Source organism: Sphingobacterium sp. LRF_L2, from assembly GCF_965644235.1.
Taxonomy (GTDB): Bacteria; Bacteroidota; Bacteroidia; order Sphingobacteriales; family Sphingobacteriaceae; genus Sphingobacterium.
Genome location: NZ_CBFFRI010000002.1, coordinates 225,108 through 247,637, shown reverse-complemented (window position 1 = coordinate 247,637; position 22,530 = coordinate 225,108). Strand labels below are relative to the sequence as shown.

Annotated in this window: 22 protein-coding genes and 1 tRNA gene; 1 reads left to right on the top strand and 22 read right to left on the bottom strand. The window is 40.9% G+C overall.

What is annotated here, in order from left to right; translation table 11 throughout:
* Positions 1-6: 6 nt before the first annotated feature.
* The 17 genes from ACSZOX_RS04360 to ACSZOX_RS04280 form a co-directional block, all read right to left on the bottom strand.
* Positions 7-915, bottom strand: a complete 909-nt coding sequence (locus ACSZOX_RS04360) for a hypothetical protein (protein WP_437918590.1) — start codon at positions 913-915, stop codon at positions 7-9.
* Between the two features lie 4 nt (positions 916-919).
* A complete protein-coding gene (locus tag ACSZOX_RS04355) occupies positions 920-3,628 on the bottom strand; it encodes an Ig-like domain-containing protein (RefSeq protein ID WP_437918589.1) in 2,709 nt (902 codons plus the stop codon).
* Entirely contained in the window at positions 3,628-7,350 is a 3,723-nt protein-coding gene (locus ACSZOX_RS04350; RefSeq protein WP_437918588.1) for a hypothetical protein, read from the bottom strand. Before ACSZOX_RS04350 ends, ACSZOX_RS04355 begins: the two co-directional genes overlap by 1 nt.
* Before the next feature lie 181 nt (positions 7,351-7,531).
* On the bottom strand, positions 7,532-8,044 hold the full coding sequence (locus ACSZOX_RS04345; RefSeq protein ID WP_437918587.1) for a hypothetical protein: 513 nt from the start codon (positions 8,042-8,044) through the stop codon (positions 7,532-7,534).
* Positions 8,045-8,079: 35 nt separating this feature from the next.
* Positions 8,080-8,364 (bottom strand): hypothetical protein, encoded by a 285-nt coding sequence (locus ACSZOX_RS04340; protein ID WP_437918586.1) that lies wholly within the window; start codon positions 8,362-8,364, stop codon positions 8,080-8,082.
* Positions 8,358-8,921: a hypothetical protein gene (locus tag ACSZOX_RS04335; protein WP_437918585.1), complete on the bottom strand. Its 564-nt coding sequence runs from the start codon at positions 8,919-8,921 to the stop codon at positions 8,358-8,360. The genes ACSZOX_RS04340 and ACSZOX_RS04335 overlap by 7 nt, the downstream gene beginning before the upstream one ends.
* The gene (locus tag ACSZOX_RS04330; RefSeq protein WP_437918584.1) at positions 8,918-9,460 is read right to left on the bottom strand and encodes a hypothetical protein; all 543 of its coding nucleotides are present in this window, start codon (positions 9,458-9,460) and stop codon (positions 8,918-8,920) included. Before ACSZOX_RS04330 ends, ACSZOX_RS04335 begins: the two co-directional genes overlap by 4 nt.
* A 4-nt stretch (positions 9,461-9,464) precedes the next feature.
* The gene (locus ACSZOX_RS04325) at positions 9,465-10,514 is read right to left on the bottom strand and encodes a hypothetical protein (RefSeq protein WP_437918583.1); all 1,050 of its coding nucleotides are present in this window, start codon (positions 10,512-10,514) and stop codon (positions 9,465-9,467) included.
* Between the two features lie 87 nt (positions 10,515-10,601).
* A complete protein-coding gene (locus tag ACSZOX_RS04320) occupies positions 10,602-11,642 on the bottom strand; it encodes a hypothetical protein (RefSeq protein WP_437918582.1) in 1,041 nt (346 codons plus the stop codon).
* A gap of 27 nt (positions 11,643-11,669) precedes the next feature.
* Entirely contained in the window at positions 11,670-12,551 is an 882-nt protein-coding gene (locus tag ACSZOX_RS04315) for a hypothetical protein (RefSeq protein ID WP_437918581.1), read from the bottom strand.
* 9 nt (positions 12,552-12,560) lie between these two features.
* Positions 12,561-12,752, bottom strand: a complete 192-nt coding sequence (locus ACSZOX_RS04310; protein WP_437918580.1) for a hypothetical protein — start codon at positions 12,750-12,752, stop codon at positions 12,561-12,563.
* Entirely contained in the window at positions 12,752-13,351 is a 600-nt protein-coding gene (locus tag ACSZOX_RS04305) for a hypothetical protein (RefSeq protein ID WP_437918579.1), read from the bottom strand. The genes ACSZOX_RS04310 and ACSZOX_RS04305 overlap by 1 nt, the downstream gene beginning before the upstream one ends.
* Positions 13,352-13,510: 159 nt before the next feature.
* On the bottom strand, positions 13,511-14,878 hold the full coding sequence (locus ACSZOX_RS04300; RefSeq protein WP_437918578.1) for a hypothetical protein: 1,368 nt from the start codon (positions 14,876-14,878) through the stop codon (positions 13,511-13,513).
* Positions 14,878-16,647: a hypothetical protein gene (locus ACSZOX_RS04295; protein WP_437918577.1), complete on the bottom strand. Its 1,770-nt coding sequence runs from the start codon at positions 16,645-16,647 to the stop codon at positions 14,878-14,880. Before ACSZOX_RS04295 ends, ACSZOX_RS04300 begins: the two co-directional genes overlap by 1 nt.
* Before the next feature lie 54 nt (positions 16,648-16,701).
* Positions 16,702-18,234: a hypothetical protein gene (locus ACSZOX_RS04290; RefSeq protein WP_437918576.1), complete on the bottom strand. Its 1,533-nt coding sequence runs from the start codon at positions 18,232-18,234 to the stop codon at positions 16,702-16,704.
* Positions 18,191-18,985: a terminase small subunit gene (locus ACSZOX_RS04285; RefSeq protein WP_437918575.1), complete on the bottom strand. Its 795-nt coding sequence runs from the start codon at positions 18,983-18,985 to the stop codon at positions 18,191-18,193. The genes ACSZOX_RS04290 and ACSZOX_RS04285 overlap by 44 nt, the downstream gene beginning before the upstream one ends.
* 1 nt (position 18,986) lies before the next feature.
* Positions 18,987-19,181: a hypothetical protein gene (locus ACSZOX_RS04280; RefSeq protein WP_437918574.1), complete on the bottom strand. Its 195-nt coding sequence runs from the start codon at positions 19,179-19,181 to the stop codon at positions 18,987-18,989.
* A gap of 355 nt (positions 19,182-19,536) precedes the next feature.
* Here ACSZOX_RS04280 and ACSZOX_RS04275 point away from each other — a divergent pair, with 355 nt between their 5' ends.
* A complete protein-coding gene (locus ACSZOX_RS04275; protein WP_437918573.1) occupies positions 19,537-19,668 on the top strand; it encodes a hypothetical protein in 132 nt (43 codons plus the stop codon).
* Positions 19,669-19,734: 66 nt separating this feature from the next.
* Here the strand turns inward: ACSZOX_RS04275 and ACSZOX_RS04270 are convergent, their stop codons facing one another.
* The 5 genes from ACSZOX_RS04270 to ACSZOX_RS04250 all read right to left on the bottom strand — a co-directional run bounded on the left by ACSZOX_RS04270 (position 19,735) and on the right by ACSZOX_RS04250 (position 22,487).
* Positions 19,735-19,932 carry a hypothetical protein gene (locus ACSZOX_RS04270; protein ID WP_437918572.1) on the bottom strand — a complete coding sequence of 66 codons (198 nt, stop codon included), beginning with the start codon at positions 19,930-19,932 and terminating at the stop codon, positions 19,735-19,737.
* A 525-nt stretch (positions 19,933-20,457) separates the two neighbouring features.
* Positions 20,458-20,730, bottom strand: a complete 273-nt coding sequence (locus ACSZOX_RS04265; RefSeq protein ID WP_437918571.1) for a hypothetical protein — start codon at positions 20,728-20,730, stop codon at positions 20,458-20,460.
* Between the two features lie 133 nt (positions 20,731-20,863).
* Positions 20,864-20,953 (bottom strand) — tRNA-OTHER (locus ACSZOX_RS04260).
* Positions 20,954-21,297: 344 nt separating this feature from the next.
* Entirely contained in the window at positions 21,298-21,744 is a 447-nt protein-coding gene (locus ACSZOX_RS04255; protein ID WP_437918570.1) for a hypothetical protein, read from the bottom strand.
* A 251-nt stretch (positions 21,745-21,995) separates the two neighbouring features.
* Positions 21,996-22,487, bottom strand: coding sequence for a hypothetical protein (locus ACSZOX_RS04250; RefSeq protein WP_437918569.1), 492 nt, complete (start codon positions 22,485-22,487; stop codon positions 21,996-21,998).
* Positions 22,488-22,530: the final 43 nt, after the last annotated feature.

Below are 22,530 nucleotides of genomic sequence, written 5' to 3'. Positions count from 1 at the left end.
ATTTCCTTACGATATATCTTGCTGTTCCACAAATGAATCGTACGCATCTCCGGTCGCGCCCTGGTCTATTATAACCTCCTCAACATCTTGCGGCCTGATATCAATCCCGCAGGCAGTATTATAATAATATCGGCCCTGCTGAAAGTTAACGACCAGATGCCAAAAGGGAATCCCTTCAATCTGCGCCTCTTCTAAAGCAATATTTTTAATACTGCCTTCTCGTAAGTTTTTAGGGGTATATATTCTCACCTCTCGGTGTATGGCCATAAATGCAATGGCCTCGTAGATGTAATTCGGCACAACACCAAGATCGATGTCGTACGTAATGTTTACTTTCCTGGAAATATCGACAATTTCTCCAAACCCATCCTCCTCACTATCGATTACCACCACGGGCAAACCTTTGGTTATAAAGGTATCAACAAAAAACCAAAATTTAAAGCCAAAATCAGTACCATAATACACCGGATCAACATTATGGTCTTCAGTCCATTCCAAAATCAGATACGTATCAGTATCCGATACCGGAGAAAACACTTCAGAAAAATATTCACCATGTTCAGTCTCTATTTTAAGGAAGTACTGATCTCCACATAGAATATATATATCATCGCCATTCACATCCACTAATGGACTGTCCGCTCCCCAGAGATAATAGTTATATTCCTGCTCTGGCAACGGCACAAACTTAAATTGCTCGATAGACAATCCAATCACATGTGTGCCATCAATGCGCAGGATATTTACATCTCTGATTGTCTCGTCAACATCAAACCGAATCTGGAAAGGAATCAATCGATTATTTTCCACCAACAACCGGAACAAATTCCTTTCATGACCCGGATGAAAACGCGACTGCTTTTCGATATCGTCATAAAAAGCAAGAGGCTGTGGTAATTCGTCAAATAGTAGCATCTTTTTATGTAATTATTGTGTAAGATGGGTCTGAAACAAGAACAAAAGTATTCGTAAACCTTTCCTGGAAACCTCCACTACAAGCATAAAGCTCCTTATCCAAAACATAATCGTCAAACAGCAGCCTTTCGCTCCCTGTTGTAATAGGATAAGAAGTTGTATTTTGAGAAGTATAATTGTAAACCTGGTCAACATAGGTCCGCTGTAACTTCACCTGCATGTTATAGCCATCCATATCCAATGGAATAGTCCCTTGCGCATCGGAAAAGACCTTTAATGTTATATCTGCAATACGTTGCATACCCAGATTCTGCTCATAACCTAAACCGCACTGTCCATGAATATTCTCATATCTGGAATCGATCACCAAGCGGACGTATACCGGTTCTGGCTCGAATACATTTACTGTGGTGATACCGGTCGCCTGATTTGAATAATTATCCCGAATTGTATATTCAAATGTATCTAGCCCGACAAAGTCATTTGCTGCCAGATAATTAAAACTACCATTCGCACCGATCACAACAGTGCCCCCTTCTGCTGTTGCTTTCGTTTCCGATATAACCGTCAGTGCTGTCGCAGCCGTATCATTTACGATAAGAGCACCGACGCCTTTTGATAGTTCTAGATTTTTGGCTATCCTGTGGGTAGTCCCGTTTGCCACTGGCACAGATGTTCCCGAATTGACCGTAATAGTAACCAAAGCAGAGTTGGATATCTCTCCCAGGTTATCCCTTACAGTATATCGGAAAAGAGCCGTTCCAGTGAATCCGGCTTCGGGAGTAAATCGAACTTTAAAATCATCCAGAATCTGCACAACCCCGCGGTACTGCCAGGTTATTACAAGTGTAGAAGGAATAATGACCCCGTCACCATCCGTATCATTGGCTAAAATATCTATAACAACACCGGTATTGATAAATGTTTCGGCTGTATCGTTTTTTGCAACAGGGGGAGTATTTTCTTCCAGCTTCCCTTCAGCAGGAAACGCAACGATCATTTCTATCTGCTCTCTGAATAAGTTAAATGTAGCAGAGCGTAGTATACCATTGTTGCCAAGAGCAGTTGTTATCAGCCCCTCCTTGTCAAAATCAGAATCGCAACACATTCGATATTTTATCTGCTCCTGAATCTTCATCGGCTTGACAGATAAAGCCACGGTATCGACACCGTTCATTTTAAAATTTAGCATGTACCTGTTATACCGCCAATAGTCCCGGTGCAAATGCGACCAGGATAAACTGTTGTTTAGGTCATTCCCTCCTCGTATCGTAGATTCCCTTAAAATTGAATTCAAAGAGTCACAGGCCATTAAAACAAACCCATCATCGGAAACATTTTTATTTTCAGAATCAGAATTCTCTAGACAGTACATAACATCTGTCGTGATATTTTTTACATCATAAGAATCCTGATCTTTCTCCTTCCCTGCAATTGGATTCGTATAAATAATCGGAAGGGCAGAAAAATCACCAGATAAAGTGACATCCATCCAACTGAATTCCTCCTTTTTAGGAATCTCATCGTTGTCGTACGAATACTGCCGCTTGCCCTCGTTCAGAGCCTTGCTTTCTCCTGTCGTTACATTCAGTCCCTGTCCCCGATTTTTGTAGGATACATGCTCAATTTTAAATTTCCCATCATCTGTAATTTCCCATTCAAGTTGGAAAATATTACACACATCCTCGAGAAGATCATTTAAGGAAATTTCAGCCTTTGTGGCTACATTAGATGTAAAAGGCCTCTTTACAGTTGACTTTTGAAACAACACCAGGTTTCTAACCTTAGATGTTAGTCCTGTAACGTAGTTAATACTCGACTCATTTACCGGATTCCATTGAAAAAAATCCGATTCCAGGGTGAGTTCCGGACAGACATTACTTAAAAGTACCTCAAAAGATCTTCTTAAAGTAAACCCACGATCAATATTAGCAGAGAGAACTTTATATGACCATCCTAGGTCATAGGGTCTGGAGCTATTATAAGCCTCTTGCTGATAATCATACAAAACCGCTCTTCGCGCATACATACCCGCTCCTAAGGATATCCAACCGTCCTGCAAAAGAGCATCGGTACCGTAAACCTCTTCCCTTACCCAGGTCACATTGTATACCCCTTGAGAATCGATCACTTCCAGCCCGTTGCTATTTGAGAAACTGGCAGGCGCCTGATACTGCAATTTCTCCTTTGTCCATCCTTTGGTTTCAGGATCTGACTCTCCAGGAAAAAGATTTACAATATCATTTGGGCCGAAAGTTAGATAAAAAGATTTTCTAACAATAGTATTTGTACCTGCAACAGCTGACACGCTGACCTTAGGATAAACAGCACTTAGAAGATTCATAACGTCATCTTTTCCCAGATCAAAGCATTCGTACTTGCTTTGCTTAACAATTGAAAGAGAAACGGTGCATTTATCTAAATTCCATTCTCCTGAATTTAAAGAGATATACCCTTCAAACCATTCCTCATTCCACGAACCGTTACAATATTTATGAATATTTATTGTCAAAAGATCAAAACGATATACAGTCAATTCTAAATCATACAACCATTTAAAATCCTCTCCCCTCAACGTAATCGATCCCTCTAGGGACCTGGAAAAATCTGATCTATTAGATTCCTTTTCAAAGGTAAACTCAAGTGATCCCTCGTTTGATGGAGAAACTTGCCTTGTTCCGGATCTGCCTGTTATGTAATACCTGTACTTCATTAGTCTTTTTTCTTTTTTATTCTTCTGACAATGTTTCCCTGTTGTTCTATACGATAATCTTTCGTTTCAGTAACAGTTTTTCGACGCCGCTCTATTTCTAACATCATTCTATTAGAGATAGCAATATCTTGTAAACTTTCTGAGCCAGCAATTGATATCATGGCTTCTTTGTACTCTTGTTCGCGTTCTTGTTGCTGCTGTGCGATAACAACAACCTTAGCCGTCTGCTCATGAACATGACTAAAGTCAACAACACCGACTGCGTCTTTAAATTCCCCAGCAAATCTCGCTACGGCGCCAAAGTCATCACGATTGATAGCGTCCATCAATGGTAAATACTTCTTACTGTCTTTATTAATAGCAAAAAATCCCTCCCCTCCTTCTACCTCTGCAACACGCTGACCGGTTTTCTCATTATACACTCCCAGTCCCCCTTGCTCATGGCTTGGGCCATCAAGCAGGAATGTTCCACCATGACGGTATTTAGGAACACTTGATTGTGTTGAATTAATCTGATTTTTCATAGCAATAAATGATGCAATCATACCAGCAACTGCTACAGTTGCTGTAATTATCCCCACGATTCCCCATTTACTGTCAGAAGCGTACGTGTTTGCAACAGCTAAAATCATTTGAGAAGTTTGCAAAATGTTATTCATCGCCACCTGTGCCATCTGTATCTTAGCCTGCTGTTTCTGTATCTCTTCCTGTTGTTTTATATCTGCGTCACGCTGTTCTTGGAGGGCTTCCAACTCCTTCTTCTTTGCATCTACGTTATTCGCATAACCTTGCTCTTGCAAACTAAGTTCACGATCAAGCTCTCTCTCAACTTCCGAAATCTGATCATTAAGTTTATCTATTTGTTTTTGCTTAGCGTCTATCTGTCTCTGCAGAGAAGTTTCCCAAGCTGATGCAATTTGATCAAATGTCTTAGTAAAAGAATCAACAAGCATATCAGATTCTTTTTCTGACATTTCAAAACCAAGAAATTCCATAAGACTCTTCTGCTTGCTAGAAGTCTTAGTTGCCGATTCTATTTCCCGATTGGCACTTGCAATGAAAGCTTTGAGGTTTTCAATTTCCACTTTATTCTCTTCTCCTCCAAGTTTCTCTAATAATTCCAATCGGGCGTTTGCTCCGTCGAGGAGAATAGATAGCTTCATCGCCTCTCGAAGCTTAGCCACCTCTTCCTCATTTCGCCCCTCAATCTTCGTCTGTTCCAACCGAGCAATAGCAAGAGATTCACTCTTATCAATAGATTCTAACCCATATTTGGTATTAATTTCATCTATCGCACGCTGCTTTTGCTGAGTAAGATCAATCTCAGTACCATAAGCCTCTCTATAAGCTTTTAATATTTCTTCAAATCTTTTATCAATTTCTAGAAGTTCAAGATCTTTATTCTGATTATTTATCTCAAGTAATACCCTATCAGCCTCTTGCTGGTTTTTCACCAACTCATCAAAATATTTAACATCTATTCCGATCATCTTTACAATGTGATCATCAAGTAGCTGTTCTCGTAATTTAGCCTGAGCAGATTGTAGTTTTGTTTTATCGGTATGATTCCCCTTGAAATCTTCTAGTTCACGATCAAGAGCTATTAATTGCTGTTTATAGCGTAGTTCTTCCTCTTGCTTTTCTCTAGAGGCACCATCTTGTATTTGTGCAATAATAAGAGCCTGCTTATCTGCTTCCATATCGACCAATCGGCGATTAAACTCTTTAATACGTTCAACTTCCTTTTCTCCTTCTCGAGCCGCTTTGTCCCTTAGCTTCTTTGCTTCATCGGCAGCCTTTTTTGCATCGTCCGCACGTTCTTTAGCAACCCTCGCCTCAAACACTTTGAATTCCTGTAGTGCATCCTCTTGGCCTTCTTTAGTCGCGGACGCAATGGCCAATGCTGTCGACTGGATCGCGCGCTCGAGCTCGATGGTTTTTTCGCCAGCAGCTTGACGGATTTCCAATTCTTTTTCTAGAGCAACTTTCTGGGCTTCTAATTTTTTCAGGTGGGCGGCGTCGTTTTGGCGCTGGATTTCGCTGTTGAATCCTTCGGTGTAAGTTTTCACCACATTCATGCTATTGATGAATGATTCAACAGCTGCCTTAGGACCGTCGGTAAGCAGGACATAGAAAGTTTTGATAGGGTTTATCAGCCACTGAAGGACAGCGTTTCCGACCCCCATAGCAATAGCCTTGATCTTATCTACAGTCTGCCCCCACTTCTCGGTTGTTGCAGAACTCAGCTTCATGGACGCGGTCAGCTTATCCCAATTAGCGACCAGTGCTCCAATCGCTAAAACAATCAGCCCTATTCCGGTCGCAGCTAACGCGATCCTAAAAGCTTTCAATGCTCCGGTCGAGGTACCTACAACAACAGTATACGCCGCCTGTGTCGCCGTCAATGCCTTATTGGCTACTGATTCCCGGTTCTTTAGCTGTACCTGAATCTCCTGTAGTCCCTGAAGAACCGCGATTCCTGCTGCTAGTTTGGCTGTAACTTTTTCAAGATCCTCACTTTCGACACCGAACAAAGCCATAGAACCTTGAGCAAGATTAAATCCAGCAGTGACAAGTGAAGCTGTTTCTATAAGAGTATCGAGACCTCTTGTCTGCGAAGACGTTTTCTCCAGCTCATCATTGACAGACTTTATAGCCTGACGGATTTCAGTAGCGCGATCAATAAGGTCATCATATTCTTTAGTGTCTACCTTTCCTTCTAATCGCATTTTGGCAAGCTGCTGGACGGTTTCCTCCAGTTCGGTGTTGAGTGATTTCACTTTTTCAGCAGCTTCTGGGATAAGCTTGTTACCCAGTTCATCAAACCCTTCTTTTCCTGCATTTTGCACGCGCTTAAGCTGCTCTTGCGTATTCTCGATTTCTTTATTGATACGAACGATTTCTTGTGGATTTCCTTCACCTTTAAGCGCGTCCTGAAAATATTTCAGGCGATCAGTCAACTGGTCCCAAGAAAGCGTGGTAATGTCAGCAGCCTCGGCATTACGCCCAAGCATAGAGTTGGCCTGTTCGATGTCTTTCGTCAGGTTTTGGAAAAGCTCGGAAGAAGAATCCATACCCTCCATCTTCTCTGAAACAAAATCAATGAGCACCCCCAACTGTTCCGATTCTGTTGCTGCATTATTGATCGAGTTGCCTAATTTTTCCATTTCAGAATCAGAAAATGATCCCATAATGGAGTCCGACAGTTTATCGATCATATTACTTGTCTCCTGAAGATTATTGTTCAATGGGGTAACGGCCTTTGCTGCGTCATCGTAATGCTTAACGATCCTATCACGAAGACGTTCCATCTCTTTGGCCAGAACCATAACCTGTGTCGGATCCGTAGCTTCCGCAAGTGCTTTTTTTGTATAATCTAGATTCTTCGTGTATTTCTCAATCAGCTTGCTCTGTGTCTCATTCAGCTTGATATTCTCAGTTTGACGTTTCGCTAGATCGTCCATCACGGAAACAGCAATTTTTTCAGCACGCACACGGTCCTCTGCTGCTTTCTTCGCAGCGATAGCAGATCTGGCCTCCTCTTGGATCGACTTGCTTGCAGCTTCCGCCCCTGAGGCAATCTCTTTATTCATTTGAGCGATCGCTTCACTCGCTTCCTTATTTGCTTTCCGAAGAGCCTCCGCCCTACCAATCAATTCATCGAATTTTTTAAGGCCGTCACCTAAATCAATCCCGAAAGGAATATTATATCCATCACTCATTTTTTAGCAGCTTTTAATTTTAGTGCTTCCATTTTCTTTTGAAATCGCTCATATAAACGCCAGAACTCCATTCCCGGGGTCGCTTTAAGAGAATCGTAGTCTTTAATCCCTGCCTCCGACATAGCTAACCACAGATCAATCCAATATTTTCTTTGCTTTAATATCTCCGCCTTGATATGGATTACTTTGCCTTTTGAGTGATCACTTCTTTTTCCATAGCTTCCATCTTTGCCAAAGATTCTTGGGAAAGCTTGCTCGAGATCTCTTTTATAAGCCCGGAAAAAGCGAGGGCCAATTGAAAAAAAGGCCCCACTGTATAGCCCTCCTCCCGCCAGTCATTGATCTTGTTGGAAATCATATCATCCGAAATTTTGGTTCGATCCTCATTTTCTTCATTAATGAATAGCGTACACATCTTTAAAGAAGTGTTCTGCCGATCCATCAATTTTATCAAGCCGTTCTGCATATTATTTGCCAGTACTGCGATGTCAGAGAATTTAAGTTCGTTGGCCAATTGCGTCACCTGTTTCCAATTAGCAAACATTTCGGCCTGAGACACCCCATATTGCAATTCAAGAGCCAACTCTTCATACTTTGCATATCTATCGATAGAGATATCTCCAGGCTCGATATAATAGAGCTTTCCGTTTGCCTTAAATGTTTTTTCCTGTATGTTGATCGACTTCAAATCCATAGCATAAAATTAATATATTATTTTATAATATTATTTTATTTGTATTTAGCAACAAGAAAAATAGCTCCACAAATTGAATACGGAATAAACCAGCCTCCGCCGTGGTACAGAGAAAACACGAACGAACTCCATAATGCCAATTGGCCAGAGAAACAAAGGACACAAAGGCCCAATGGCTGAGCGATCATTTTAGGGAGTCGCTCCAGGATCTTACCATACCAGTTCAGCACATCTTCGTACAACAAGATAGTACTGACCACATGCCCGATCACCGAACAGCAGAAGGAAATAATCGTATAGTAAATAAAAAATGTTAGCATATCTCGGGTTCTGTTAATGGTTCTAAACAATCGCTATTGAGCCGGAATGAGCATTTAAGCTTTAAGGCAAAGAAATCATATGGAGGCATAAGATACTGGGTCTGTGTCTCACTATAATTATATTTTGAGAATATCGCAGCATCTCTTGCCGGGATACTCGCCACATTTACTTTTAACCTAGAAACAGGAGATTCATTGATAAATGATTTCAGAGCTCCTGTAATATCCGCCAAAGCATTCGCAGATACCGCATCGACTTCTTTCGCTATCTTTTTCGGGCAAAACCAACAGACCAAGGTAAGATCAGAGGTCCAGTCATTATTACCGTCGCTCTTGATGCCGCCGTCTTCGAGGTAGAACAATCCTTTGATCTGATCATCTGGCACCATAGCATCGAGCGCCTTCAACTCACCAACATTTACTTCAACAGGAAATTTGACGATTTTTCCGGTGTCGTTGGCTTCCTTAGTTATCGTCTGCACCAATCCAGCTACGCGATCAAAATAAGGAAGTGTCGAAAGCCGGTCTTTTATTATTTTCGCGATTAATACATTCATAATTTATATTTCTTAATCTTATCATCCATTTGCTTTTGAGCATGTTCGAACAGTAATTCTTTCTCCTGATCATTAGGAGCTAAAAAATTACCGTATCGTGCAAAACCAAAGCGTAACTTTTCAAAAGACTCATGTTCATTGGCCCCTAGATATGCTGACACTAAAGGCCCGTTAACTACGGTATCAACTATAGTAAGGTTTTTGAGGGTTCTACCCGAAAAAGTATAATCGACATGATTTGTTTGACGTCCCTGTGATTCACGGACATCTTTCCACGCGACAGACTCTCCTGATTTCTTCTTTTTCTTGATCATACGATCAAATCCGCTATTCAACCGAGCGTATGAACTTTTTTCAACCAGGTAGGCTGGAACTCCTTTTTCTGAATAGCTTGCTCCAGGTATACCTTCAGATTGTACACGTTTAACGACAACGCCTTTATGAGTCAAGGCCATTGATTGAGACACTTCTTTCGCATCTTCAACCAAGCCGTCACGCATAGCCTTTAGGCGATCAATCAATATTCCTAAATCCTCCATAAATCTATCTGATCAACGTCTTCATAATTCTGTTGTCATGGCAGACAATACAGTCACTGACCTGTGCTAATGGCTTGGTCTGCGAAAGCCAAACGATACGGTCCTCAAATTCCTTCCTAAAATGGTTTCTCGTGCCGTACAAATGCTCTTTGGACATCATCGTAAATCGATTGATATTAGGCGAAGACAAAAGATCCTCAATTAACAATTCCTGTGACTTGTACGCAATAGCATGCGCAACGGTATTGCTGTCGTCCAGCTTCAGTATATTACATACCATAGACTTGGTAACGCAGGCGATTTCAGCATCCAAAAAGAACCCATTTGCATTATCACTGCCTTTAGCCAGGGGCAATGCTTCGATATCGGACGAGCTAACGCCTTCGGCCTTGAGATACGACCTCAATATCCTATCCATTCTACCGCAATTACATCCTGCTTTGTTGTCTCGTGGATTGCCGTGGGTAATCGTGTTGTACACAACAAAATATTCGTGCGCTTCCCCTGAAGATGAGGTAAAAGGGAGCTCCAAAGCTTTATCGAAACTATACACCGATCTCATGTTGGCAATGGTTGGAATCGTGATCGTATCGACCAGTTCCGCGCTATCGTCGGTAAACTTCAATATAGAGACCTCAACATCCTGCTCCCGTGAGATGATCAAGCCAATCTGTTTAATTACCAACTTCGCTCCGCGAATTGGATTCAACGCAAGCTTCAGACCGGCAAACTGTTTTAACCCTGTCAAGGTCTTTAAGTGCGCTGTCTTTCCAATGCGACCACTGAAATCTTCATAAGCTTTCCTTGAATCAGTCGTCTGATAGGCCGCAATGATCTGTTCAATGAACATATCCTTTGCTCGTTTGATCGCTTGCTTTGCCTTATCAACGAAGGTCTGACAGTCTATCTTTTCTAAGGCAGTCATTTTTAAACCACCTTCGACTTCATCCAGGTATATGCCAGAGATGCTAACCTGGTCATCGGCGGAAATATCCGCCGCTAAACACTCGCACTCTGTGCGAGATATCCCAATAATATTATCTAAACATTCCATAGTTACTTAAAAAAAGAGAGGGAGCCTTGCCCCCTCCCGATCTACATACACCTAATAAGCCTACCCCTAAGCTTACAAGATCTTTTATTAGGCAACCTTTTTAAATAAAAGTGTACCCGTGATTTCCTCGTTACAACGAATTGGATTGTCCCACATTCCCGCGCGAAGTTTATAGTTCCACGCATGCCAGATCTTACCGTTCACACAAGTTTGCTTATACGTCACGTCGTAACGAACGCCTGGTAAATAATTTGACGGCACAGAATAACGCGTTACCGACGGATTCTTGATCTCTCGAGGATCTTCAGGAAAACGATTTGCAGTACCGATTGCCACAGAACCTGGATCCAGCACGATAGATACATTAGCCATATCGTTTGCAGAGAAACCAAACAGATCATTACGATAGCTTAGATCTCCATACATGGAAGCCGCAGCCTTACCATCATCATTGCCAAGGTACTTCTGTGCACGATAGTTGTCCTGAAATAGGTTGCCGCCATCGATCATCAACAAAGAAGAAAACTTATTCATTACACCTGCCTGTTGCAGGTATGGAAAGAACCCTTCAGCAGTGAAGTTTGCTGCTGCGATCTCTGTGTAACCACCGTTATTCGTACCAATAGTACCTACTCCCGCATACTGATTGACACCTCCATACGTCAACAGACGAGCGGCAATCTTTTGATTGAACTTATTGATCAGATTACGCTCCATACCAAGAACCCCGATCGCAATAGCTTCTTCCATATTGATGAAGTTACCACGGAATTTTTCTTCGTTGACCATGAAGGAATCCTCAATGAACATGTCAAGCTCTTTCAGCTCTGACTTGCTCTCAGGTTCCAAACCGGTAACGTCACAAGAGTCGTCGTCACCCACCGGATCCTCTGTCTCTGTTTCATCACGTACACTGTTGCTACAGAAATCCACCCAATTGATAGAAACGCTTCTATCCAGGGCTTCATTAGTGATCGGCGTCACCTCTGCAGTTTGTTGCTCCAGAATAATTTTAGCGGTCGCTAAATCTGGATTGTAATCACGATTCTTTACCTTATCGTGCCACATAGACTCCATACGGAGTTGTAGTTCTACTAATGATGTAGGTGAGAAATCTCCTGCTGCCATTTTTAATTTAAATTTTCAAGTAAACAACTATGCCTGTTGTTGTTGCCAGGCCTCCTTAATAGCTGTCCTTTCCTCTAAAGAGATATCACGGTTATTAATCACTTTGCGATACTCTTCCTCTGTTTTAGGGACAGTAATAGAGCCCTTGAACTCATTTTTGTTGCTTTCACTTCCTCTCGGTTTGCTTTGCTTAAAATCGAAATGCGTTGAAGCAGTATTTTTTACCAATTGATCGAAGTCAACGAGATTACCGTGGGCGTCAGCCAGTGCTTTCCCTTCTTTCTTCACGATAAAAGATCCGTCTTCTGCCGTGTCGTAATCATACCCCTCAAGCTCTTTCAAAAGTGTATTCTTTTGATTAGCGGCTACAGTTTTATTTTCCGACAATACAGGATTAAGAGCTTCAAAAACTTCAAGAGCCTTAGCCTTGACCGATGATAGCGTACGCTCACGATTGAACTTAGTTTCTGCCTCCTTAACGGCGCTAGAAACTTTAGTTTCAACATCTTTGTTGGTGTCGTCAAGCTTCTTCTGTAACTGGATATACAACGGTGATTTTTTAATATCGTCATCCGTCAATCCATTCTTGCCTGCTTCGCGATCCAATGCATGAACAGCCTTAATCAGGTCAATGCCTTTAATAGATTCATCCGACAGATTAAATTCTGTGCGAACTTGCTTCTCGAGATCCTTCAAGCTTTCCGATTTACCTTTTTTATGGCCATCATTGAAAGCGTCGGTTTTCAAAGTGCCGATACGGCCTTTGTCTTTCTCTAGAATAGTAGCGAGCTCTGCTTGAGCATCGAAATCCTCTCCATCTGCCTTTTCAAGAAGAGCAGCAACTTCATCATCTGACACTTTATAAACGGTCGTCAGCAATCCCGCCAGTAGTAATGAAATTCCTTTCATAGAATTATGTTATTTTGATTCAGAAATAACTTTTGATTCTTTTTGCTTGGAAGCGGGAACGGCCGAAACCTCCGCTTCTTTGGAAGAGACGGTCGTCCAGACCTTAGCGATCATAGGGTTCTCCTGAATCACCTCCCATTCACGAGACGTCACCTCTTTGGTTACGCCCGTTTTTTTATTCTTGATCGTGATATTTGCCATTATTTTGCTTCTTTAGGAGCTCCAACCTTTTGTTTCCAACCGCCCTTGCCTTTTGGCATATTATTCCATGCCAAAACAGGAAATTCGCGCTCGATTCCATCTTTCACAGCAGTAACAACAGCAGTAGTTTTCTTTTCAGGCACAACAGTTGATTCTGACTTTTTGAACTCTTCTATCTTGGCCTCCAGCGTAGTTATTACTCCAGATTTATTTTCGTTAAGCTTAGAAACAGTATCAAAACTTTCTTGCAGGACTTCCTTTTCCTGCAAGAGGGTGTCATAATCCTCTTTCAATGAATTAAATTCAGTAGAGAGACCTTCATATTTAATATTAAGATCTGCCTTTTCACTGATTGCATCTTTTAGAAGCTCAATTTCTTGATTCTTTTGATCAAGAACTAGGTTCAGCTCTGCAATTTTGGCGGTTGATTCAAGATTTGCCTCAATGAGGTCTGCAAGACTAAGTTCTTCTTTTTTTGCCTCACCATCATTTTTTGATGCGTTCTTAACGTCCTTTTCAACAATTGTCTCTTTGGATACTGCGCCTTGTAAAGCATCTTGCTGTGCTCCTTTCTGGCTTTTATCTGTCGTTCCTGCCATGGTCAAAATATTAATTTAAAAATATTTAATACAAATATATTATTATTTAGTATTGACAAAGTATTATTTTTCAAATAAGTTGTACCTTTGCAATAAGGATTCTACCTGAAAAGGAGCTTCCTTGCCACAAAGCCATAGTTTTTTCTATGGCTTTGTCTTTTAAAATATCCTTCTTACAGCCGTTCCCTCCAATATCCATACTTCATCAATTTCATTAGGAGATAGAGACGAATTATTTCTCGCCTTGATAACCCGTTTTATGTAAGCATCTGTCAGGTCTGGTTTATCTATTATGATACGTGAAGACTGAGCACTACCGCCGTTCAACATGTTACGCAAAGCGTTCTTTGGATTTGATGTTATAAATCCTTCATGTTCGTATGATAATCCGTCGATGTATAAGTCAGGATTTTTTCTTTCGTACTTTGAACCTTTTAGACCACCATAAACCTCATTATACAGTGGGTTAAGATGATTTTTTATTTTTGGTTTGATCTCAACCTTATGTCCCATACGCGCGAAAGCATTAGCGGCATTGAAAACCCTTCCATAATCCGGCATATTTACATCGACTAGATCAGAGGTGATGACCTCCCCGCCATTGGCAAATCGCTTCAGTGCAAACGGCTTGTACACTTGATCATCTTGGCCATATCCCAAAGCCTTGGCCATATCTTCTGTAATATAATGAATGGAATGTCGACAGCCGTATCCCCCACGGTGGATCAGCGGATCGTATCCCGGGGGCTTAGCTTTATTGTCCGGCTCATCGATCCAGCTCTTTGTATCATCAACAGAAAACACCCTGCCGTTTTTGCGTATGCAGAACGCCCGGGAATTTTTTATCAAACCGCCATTGTAAATAAAATACTTTAATTGAAGTTCGTCCGAAAACATTTTCCCCTGCATTGCATCCATCTGGGAATAGGTATCATAAGCATAATTTCGGTAGAATCGTGAGAAGGCACCCATCTTTCCTTCCGATCCTTTTATCATATCATTTAATCCTACCTTAAATGTTTCGAAGCCCGTACGCGAATAAACACCTCTGGTAACAAAATCCTTAATCTGCGCAGTCACCTCTTTACTCTCAAACAGCCCTTGCATATAGCCATCACGGACCAATGTACCATCTTCATTGAACCCTAACCGGGCGAAAGCAAGATCTTTTACCATTTGCCCTGTCGGTTTAAATCCCTTATCGCCCATTTTCCCGTAATAAACAGTATTTTCTAGTGTGATATGAGATACATCTGTAAACATCTTCGTCACAACCTCGGTAAAAACAGCGTTCCGCAAGGATTCTGTGATATTGTTCAGCCTTGAAATTACCTTCTGATTTTTTGAATTTCTAAGCAATTGGCCGTTTTCCGACTCCAGTTGGGCAATTAGTTCAGCCAATAATTCATTGGCAAACTCAACTTCCTTCTGCTTCACCAAGCTTTCAAGGATCTGCATAGCTTCCTCAATCCAGTCGGCCTTCTGAGAGATACGTTTAATCAATCGCCTTGCTTCTCTCCTGGTCATTATGATAAGGCGTTAAATGTTGGCTGCGCAGGAGTCAATTCTTTTACCAATAAATCACGGTATCCCATTATGATACCCTCTTGCTGATCTGCATTCATTGTCCAGAATCCTATATGTTCTTTTTCGGCCTGCAAAAACAAGCTATCAAAGTTGGCATAAAGCACCTTGGTTCTAAATGGAACTAAATCGGAAAAAATAAGCGTGTCAATTTCATCCGATGTCTTACCGGGAAATGGAAACATACGTTCTTTGATCTGGTACTTGGCGAACTCTTCCGGCTGATCAACAAAAGTCTGCTCTGCCAGATCCGCCGAAAGTTTTGCACGCATGAACGAAGGTGCATTGCTTTCGTTTGCCTCTTTCAAATCCCCCACCAGCTGGGCTATAGTTTTTAATTTAAAATCGCTTGGGTAACGAATATCGATGATCAGGTCTTCGGGATTGGCCTCTACGATTTCCGCGACATTCTGAACGGTAGAGGACCAAAGTGCCATTATCTTTTCGGCAAATGGATTCAATGTATCATAAACATTATCCATATCCTGATCTCTTTCTGTTGCCGTCGCTACCGTAGTCTTCTTGATCAGCGACAAGGTATTGAAAACAGCAGCATGGATCTTTTGTTCGTATTTATCGATGATATCTTCCTGGAACTTTAAAAGGTCAATCGGCGGGTGCTTATACACCATAAGTTTATCAAGATCAACCATATCGTCAGCGTGCTTAGGAAGAGGCATAACAATCGCATCCTGAGCCGAAGTGTGAAAGATGTACCCTGAACCCCTGCAAGATTCACACGTGCCCCCCTCAGTATTTAGACCTGCTCGGCACGGATCATTTGGAACCCCAGGACACGGCTGTACGTACTGAAACTTTTGCGGGAATGCGTGTTGCGTCTGCGACAGATCAGCTTCGGATATTCTGCGCAAAATCTTCTTGAACCAGGAGACAGCTGAATGAAACGGATTAACATACGTAGCCTCATTAGTGCGTTGATCACCAACATAGCCAATAGCCGTTGCTGTAGCCACATCCAACAAAGTTTCGTGATACCTTACCGCATAACGATTTCCACTCTTACCACTGGACCAGATTTCCTCATTAGCCTGGACAATGTATTTGTCAGGCACACGTTCAAAAACAAGTACAAAGCCAATGCCGTATAGGGTAAACTTATACCCTTTCTTCTTCAGGTCATCCTCTTTGTATTCGATCTGCTTACGGTCGAGCAAAAACTGCAGTTTATTATTTTTGTATTTGAAGTTGATGGCCTGCTCGCAAGACACTTCGTAAGGATAAGGCGTCGCGCGTGCATGGTTATGGTCGAAAGCGTCCCACTCAAGAACTACAAAGGCGTTTGGATCTAAGAATGTGAGTGATTTAAATCGCGTCTGAAGCCAGTAGTCAAGCCCGCTATTTTGATTTTCGGAGCTATAGAACTGCATGATCTTATCGGTTAGGATATCCAGAGCCAGCTCGTCCCGAGATTCGATACGCTTGACAAGTGGATCCGTACGTAATACCTTTTCGAATGGATTGATCAAAGTGCTGCATATCGCGTCGGTAGTTGACACTGTAAGCTTTACCCGTTGGTCAAACGCGGCTTTATCCTCACGCAATTGAAACTGAAGAAGAAAATCCTCAATACCTTGACCTGTAACCAATGCCGTGTATAGCTTTCTTAATTCATTTACGCGCTTGTAATTGGGGTGCTTGGTGTCGTTTTCGATAGCATCGATGATGATGTTTCTTGCCTCGTCAATATTCATCCGAAAAATATTTTTAACAAATATAATATTATAAATAATTGATATATTATTATTTTAATCAAATATATCCTCTAAAGCAGAACATATAAGATATTCCGCCGCATCTGTGGTGTGCCCGTATTTCTGATAGGTAACCCCCGTTTCAGGAACTCTTACCACTTCCTTCAACTTGCCCTCTGGTCCTAGCTTGAGGTAGGTAAAGTCCTTGATCAACTCTGGACATCCCTCTTTGTCTATTTCGATCAGCACAAAATGAATCCCCCCCTTGAATATCTCCTGTATAAACTTCCGTCTCTTCAGTACAGATGGGTTTCGTCTCATAGTTCGGTCGGAGCCCGGAAAGATAAGGTTCGCCAGCTCATCTTCTACGTCATCAAAGATTCTGTATTCCCCTTTTCCTGGAACGCGGTTATGGCCCGAAGCATCCCCATAGAAAAACACGGTATCACATTTTGGAAAGTCGGCCTTAAACGCCTGCACGACACCTTTAACGGTATTGAGTGGCGACTTGAGACAATACTCCTTGAAAAAACTAATCTTCCGGACCTGCACCATACGTCTTCCCGGTTCCATTTCCTCAAACAACTGGTTGTCCTTATCCGCATACATCACCCGACTTCTTATTTGAGCAGCCAACATAGTCATATAGGGCATTACGTTGAAATCGAAGGTAAGATGCACAAGTGTATTTGGATCGTAAGGCACGTACTTCGCGTGACGCAGACGATCAAACTCATCATAGAACTCGCCTCCACTTTGCGAGAAAGGATATCCGAAAACAAACTTTAAGGCATCGCCTTTACTTAGCGTCTTGATACGGTTATCGATATAGTTCTTCGGTAGATTATGCGCGTTGTGGTGCGTCGAATAGATCACGATAGCCTTGTTGTCGACCTCCTTGTAAAAGAAGTCGGGAAAGCTCGTTATCTTCTCTAGAATCTCATCATCGAACTGCTGAAGACTGAACATCTCAATGAGCCATTCAGGTGTGGCCACAGCTGGAGAGGTATTGATACAAACAGGATTGAAAGGAGTGCCTTCAAATTCCAAATCATCTGAATAGACAAGGTTACCGTCTTGGTCGACGTACAGCCCAGGCTGTGACATACGGCCTAAGATAACCGATGTTAAAGCTATCTCTTTCGTGTCCTTTGTTTCATCTAATTCAGCCCAGCCAAGTTCTTTCCCGTCGTGTGCTTCAAAATTGTCCAGTGAAGCAATATAGATAATAGCGCCATTTCGAAATGAAACAATGCCGTCATACCTATCATAAGCTTCAAATACTGTAAAATTTGCCGGTGGCTTTTTATTCACCACATACACGCCCTTAGGGTTGCGTACACGGTCGTATTCTTCTATCCCGAACTCCTGCTTCCATACCTTACGGACTGCAACGAGAGTAGATTGTGACAGTTGCTTATAAGTATTCGCAGCTATCATTCCCCTCATCCGTGGAAAGTTCTTTACATAGTAACCAGATTTGAAACCGATCATGTGAGATTTGCCCACACGTTGTCCAGCCATGTTCAAAGTAACCGGCTTTCTACTGAACAGAACCTTCTGCTGTGGCTCGCTGAATATCGGCATTGTCCTCTTCTTTCCTGGATAAAACGGTTATGTTAAGTTGCACAGGGGCTAAAGGGTCAGGCGTTGTCGGATCGGTAGGCTCTCCATTTTTGTCAAGCATTTGCATTCTGTTGGTAAAGAAGCCTAATTTGTTGGCAATATTCACAATCATCTTATCAGCTGCGAACATTTCAACTTTGGGACCAAACTCACCCCATTGGAAGGACTTGATCTTACCCCTTTCTTTGTCTTGAGTTAATTTGATCAAATCAAGTTCAACAGCGTCATAGGTTTCCATTTCAAAATCTTCAAACTCAGCTTCCGGCTCGCGTTCCAATTTAATCTCTAACCGAAGAATTTCGTCTTCCATCCTTTCAAGCGCTTTTTGGTATTTCGCCAAATCATCGCCCATCAGTCCTTTTCTAGCAATGAACAAATTTTCCCTTAGCAATTCCTCTTTCTTTTTATCGATCTGAATTTGGAGTGGTCGTAAAATAGGCTTAGGCCTTTCTTTCTGGACAATTACAAAGTAGTCATTCATGGAAGACTGCGCAATATCAGCCATCAGTTTCGATGTCTGTGCAGCGGTAAGATCCAACGATTCCAAACGCTCATCTATAGCCGCTACGATGTCAGGTTTGGTAAGGTTTTCGCAACCAATTGACTTGGCGGTCTTTTCGCTGTACCCGGCTCTAATAGCCGCCTGCGTCGCATTGAAATCGACACAATACTCCTCAACAAACCTTCTTTGCTTTGCTTTCAGTCCTTCCATATTACAAACTCTTTAAGACATCTCTCTCGTCGGTTAACTCGATATCGTACGCACAATAGTTTTCAGAGCCTCTGGCCAATAAATATATCGTGCTTCCTAAAGCGAAACGAACCTGTGTCACCATCCAAGGATCCTGCGTGATATCGGTCTTCAGGTAAACCATATCGCCAAAGCCAAAACGGGAATTAAAAACCATATATTAATAATATATACAAATATATTAATATCTAACTAATGCTATATATTCATTTGACTAGTTTAATTTGTTGATTGTGGAAAAGTTGTGTTAATAACTTGACAAAATATATTGCGAATAGATTGATTCATAGATATATTTGTACACGATTATTTATTCATTAAAAATTGGAAACTCGTTCTTAATCACTATCAAACAAAAAAGTATTAAAACAACAATTTGTTTAGATCGTCGAGGGTGCAGGATGGGAAAGATTTTAAAATTGGATGGGCCTGACAAATCCATTCTGGCAAAGAGCTAAGTTATAGCCAGATTGACCAATCTCTTAGTAACTTTAAGAAAGGAGGACCAATGAATGAGTGAAATAATCGAGCGTAATGGTAAACGTTACAAAGTGATATATACATCTTACATTACCAGAAACGGTAAAAAGGTTTATCACCCAAAAGGAAAACTCTACCGCTTTGAAGTCGAAATTACCGACTAAAAAGAGATAGAGTTTACGCATAATAATTGTCCCTATTACGCGGAAGTCGATTAAGGAATTGTCAACTTAATCGACTTTTTTTAATTTCTGCAAATCAGTGACATAGAAGCCATCTGAAAGGTTGAAAGTTGTGTCTAGAAAAGTTCCCAAATCTATAAGTCTATCAAAAAACCAGTTTGTACCTTTTACCTCCATGTTATCTTCATTAAAATAACAGGGTATACCATAAATTTTGGCCAAGTGAGTAAAACGATTTTTGTACATTTTTTTAGTAAATCTTATTATTAACGAAGCAAATAAACTTTATAACTATTTATTACAAAAACTAAGTTGCATCAATTTGTTATCGCTTACTGTTATAACGTTTTGTAAAAACAAAGTAAATACAATTTAAACACATAAACTACATTTCTGTGTCACAATTTGATTAATTTAGAACAATTCTAAATTAACAAACAAAATATATACAACTACTTTATAAACTAAAAATCAAAATAGTATAACAATTACAAGAACAATTTGTTTATATAAAACAGGTATTTACCTTTATGTATTAAACAATGAATTAAGTCACTTTATAAGCTATAAATCCCCCCTATATTGACAGAAAACAGGCTATAAGCCCCCCCCTTATTGTCGAAATTGATGCATAAAAAATCCTCCAACACCGGGGAGATGTGGAGGATTAACTAACCAATTATAAACCTAAATTATGAAATTATGAATAAGCAAACAGATTGCTCGTCTTTCCGAGCTGTCAAGTCTTTGACTAACTAAACACAAACACATCTACAACATTCGAATCGTTGGCGGATCGTTGGCACTTGGAGCGGTATCAGCAGTATATCCCGACACAATGTCGCTTTCCGGTAGTACTGTTACCATTTTGCCGTATTGTGGTTCTACCGATGGAGTTACACCATCCATGATGCCCACGAATGAAACATCATCAAAACTTTTTTTCAGCTCAATGGATGTCTGCGTATCAAACGCAGCGTACACCATACCAACCATCACAAAGGAAAACAAACCGACTAAAGCAATTGCAATAAATCTTTTCATCTTTGAATGGTTTAAATAAAATAATGAACTATTTGCAGTCTATCCCGCTGTCTTAAAGACCTTTCATACCCCCAGAATATTTACCGGGGGTTTACTGCATATGTCAAACGAAATATTAAAAGTATCATCCTTGCGACAGGAGCCGGATTCGAACCGACTATGAAGGTATGATTTATTCCTCCGCCTACGGAACCTTTTGTTTTACCCTTTACAACATCCTGTCAAATTAACGGTCTTTCCCGATTGTCAGACACTACTTCTATCATTTCGGGATTATCTGCCCTGCACGTGTTTTCCACCCACGGGATGGTAGCTTTGTACCTCTTGGCTACTAAGAGAATAGTCTTTCCTATCAGTCACGATTTTCCGGACTTGCTGGACAATTGTTTTGCCACACTATTACACCGTGCCCGTTTGGAGGAGGTTCGCTAACAGCTCGCTTTCCTCATTTGACTTATTTCAGCTGATCAAAGAATATTTTTAAGGAGGCAACAAATAAGCATGGCATCTCACGACGCCATGCACTCAGAAACCTAAACCAATTATTACCCCTAACAATATGATCCACTAATAACCCCAGACTAAAAGAGCCGCATCTCTTTGCTCCTGGTTAGTTCTTCTAGAGTAACCCGTAAGCTTTTGAAACTCTTCATGACTGATCTTTCCATCGGGTCCTTTCCAGCACTTGCGAAGAGGCAACTTTTCTAAACAAGAAACGCCTAGATAAGCACACATTTCAACAATCTTTCGTCCGACCTCATGATTAGCACCTGTTCTGGCTCCTATCTGTGAAGCTACTCCCACACCTCGCTGGTTTTCATGAAAGTTAGCTTTCTTGATCTTCCAGGAAGCTTCAACGACAACTTCACGGATATCATCTTTATGATCATTTAAAAAATCCAATAATTTAAAGAACGGTAAAGCAAATAATTGGAGGTCTTTTGATGACTTTTTATAGACCGCTACACCACTTTTATCCACATCGGGGTCTATTCCAATTATCAAACCTTTCACATTTCAAATATAAATATATTATTATTAAATACAAATATAATATTTTATAATTGCTATTTGATTTCCTTAACTTTGGTTTATACAGAACCAAAATATATTATTATGAATAACATATCCGTAAAACTCCATGATATCCAACTCAAAGGGCCGGTAATTCACAACGAAGAGAATGACTCCTACACGTTTGTTAATCGACATAGTTCAGACGATATTTATATTGAAGTCAAACGTGACGATCAAGGAAATTGGTATCAATCTGGAGGACCAAGCATTAGTTTCCCAAAAGAATTTGTTGACTCAGTTGGTAATGAAATAGAATCGATTATTTCAAAATAAAACTTCCCCAGGAACGGCTTATCTACAGAAACATCAAAAGCATCAGCGACGTTATTCATATATACAATACGTCGCTTTGTTGCAGGAACACCTGTTGTTTTTGGAAGCTTTGCCAATCGTTTATGGAAATCTTTCATATATCGACGGAACCCCTCCAGATCCAACGACCGCTTATAGTGATTGACAATCTTTAGAGCTGGCAAAAGATTATCCAGGTCGTGAACTTTTTGAATGTTTTCTCGAATATCGTCTATATTCACATAACGGCAATAAGCATCATTCGAGTGCTTATATACACTAGTAACATGATCTACCTGCCAATCGTCTCCAAGAGCCTTACCTGTATAAGCGCAAAGACCATTGTACTTCTGCTTTACTAGTTCACGATCTTTTTTTGAAATTTTCATTCCAACCTCCCCTTTACATAATCCAAATTATTAGTTTCAAAAA

What these genes read in the sequence shown, in the direction of transcription:
- ACSZOX_RS04360 (WP_437918590.1), bottom strand. Translation starts at nt 915, where the DNA reads ATGCTACTATTTGACGAATTACCACAGCCTCTTGCTTTTTATGACGAT.
- ACSZOX_RS04355 (WP_437918589.1), bottom strand. Translation starts at nt 3,628, where the DNA reads ATGAAGTACAGGTATTACATAACAGGCAGATCCGGAACAAGGCAAGTT.
- ACSZOX_RS04350 (WP_437918588.1), bottom strand. Translation starts at nt 7,350, where the DNA reads ATGAGTGATGGATATAATATTCCTTTCGGGATTGATTTAGGTGACGGC.
- ACSZOX_RS04345 (WP_437918587.1), bottom strand. Translation starts at nt 8,044, where the DNA reads ATGGATTTGAAGTCGATCAACATACAGGAAAAAACATTTAAGGCAAAC.
- ACSZOX_RS04340 (WP_437918586.1), bottom strand. Translation starts at nt 8,364, where the DNA reads ATGCTAACATTTTTTATTTACTATACGATTATTTCCTTCTGCTGTTCG.
- ACSZOX_RS04335 (WP_437918585.1), bottom strand. Translation starts at nt 8,921, where the DNA reads ATGAATGTATTAATCGCGAAAATAATAAAAGACCGGCTTTCGACACTT.
- ACSZOX_RS04330 (WP_437918584.1), bottom strand. Translation starts at nt 9,460, where the DNA reads ATGGAGGATTTAGGAATATTGATTGATCGCCTAAAGGCTATGCGTGAC.
- ACSZOX_RS04325 (WP_437918583.1), bottom strand. Translation starts at nt 10,514, where the DNA reads ATGGAATGTTTAGATAATATTATTGGGATATCTCGCACAGAGTGCGAG.
- ACSZOX_RS04320 (WP_437918582.1), bottom strand. Translation starts at nt 11,642, where the DNA reads ATGGCAGCAGGAGATTTCTCACCTACATCATTAGTAGAACTACAACTC.
- ACSZOX_RS04315 (WP_437918581.1), bottom strand. Translation starts at nt 12,551, where the DNA reads ATGAAAGGAATTTCATTACTACTGGCGGGATTGCTGACGACCGTTTAT.
- ACSZOX_RS04310 (WP_437918580.1), bottom strand. Translation starts at nt 12,752, where the DNA reads ATGGCAAATATCACGATCAAGAATAAAAAAACGGGCGTAACCAAAGAG.
- ACSZOX_RS04305 (WP_437918579.1), bottom strand. Translation starts at nt 13,351, where the DNA reads ATGGCAGGAACGACAGATAAAAGCCAGAAAGGAGCACAGCAAGATGCT.
- ACSZOX_RS04300 (WP_437918578.1), bottom strand. Translation starts at nt 14,878, where the DNA reads ATGACCAGGAGAGAAGCAAGGCGATTGATTAAACGTATCTCTCAGAAG.
- ACSZOX_RS04295 (WP_437918577.1), bottom strand. Translation starts at nt 16,647, where the DNA reads ATGAATATTGACGAGGCAAGAAACATCATCATCGATGCTATCGAAAAC.
- ACSZOX_RS04290 (WP_437918576.1), bottom strand. Translation starts at nt 18,234, where the DNA reads ATGCCGATATTCAGCGAGCCACAGCAGAAGGTTCTGTTCAGTAGAAAG.
- ACSZOX_RS04285 (WP_437918575.1), bottom strand. Translation starts at nt 18,985, where the DNA reads ATGGAAGGACTGAAAGCAAAGCAAAGAAGGTTTGTTGAGGAGTATTGT.
- ACSZOX_RS04280 (WP_437918574.1), bottom strand. Translation starts at nt 19,181, where the DNA reads ATGGTTTTTAATTCCCGTTTTGGCTTTGGCGATATGGTTTACCTGAAG.
- ACSZOX_RS04275 (WP_437918573.1), top strand. Translation starts at nt 19,537, where the DNA reads ATGAGTGAAATAATCGAGCGTAATGGTAAACGTTACAAAGTGATATAT.
- ACSZOX_RS04270 (WP_437918572.1), bottom strand. Translation starts at nt 19,932, where the DNA reads ATGTACAAAAATCGTTTTACTCACTTGGCCAAAATTTATGGTATACCC.
- ACSZOX_RS04265 (WP_437918571.1), bottom strand. Translation starts at nt 20,730, where the DNA reads ATGAAAAGATTTATTGCAATTGCTTTAGTCGGTTTGTTTTCCTTTGTG.
- ACSZOX_RS04250 (WP_437918569.1), bottom strand. Translation starts at nt 22,487, where the DNA reads ATGAAAATTTCAAAAAAAGATCGTGAACTAGTAAAGCAGAAGTACAAT.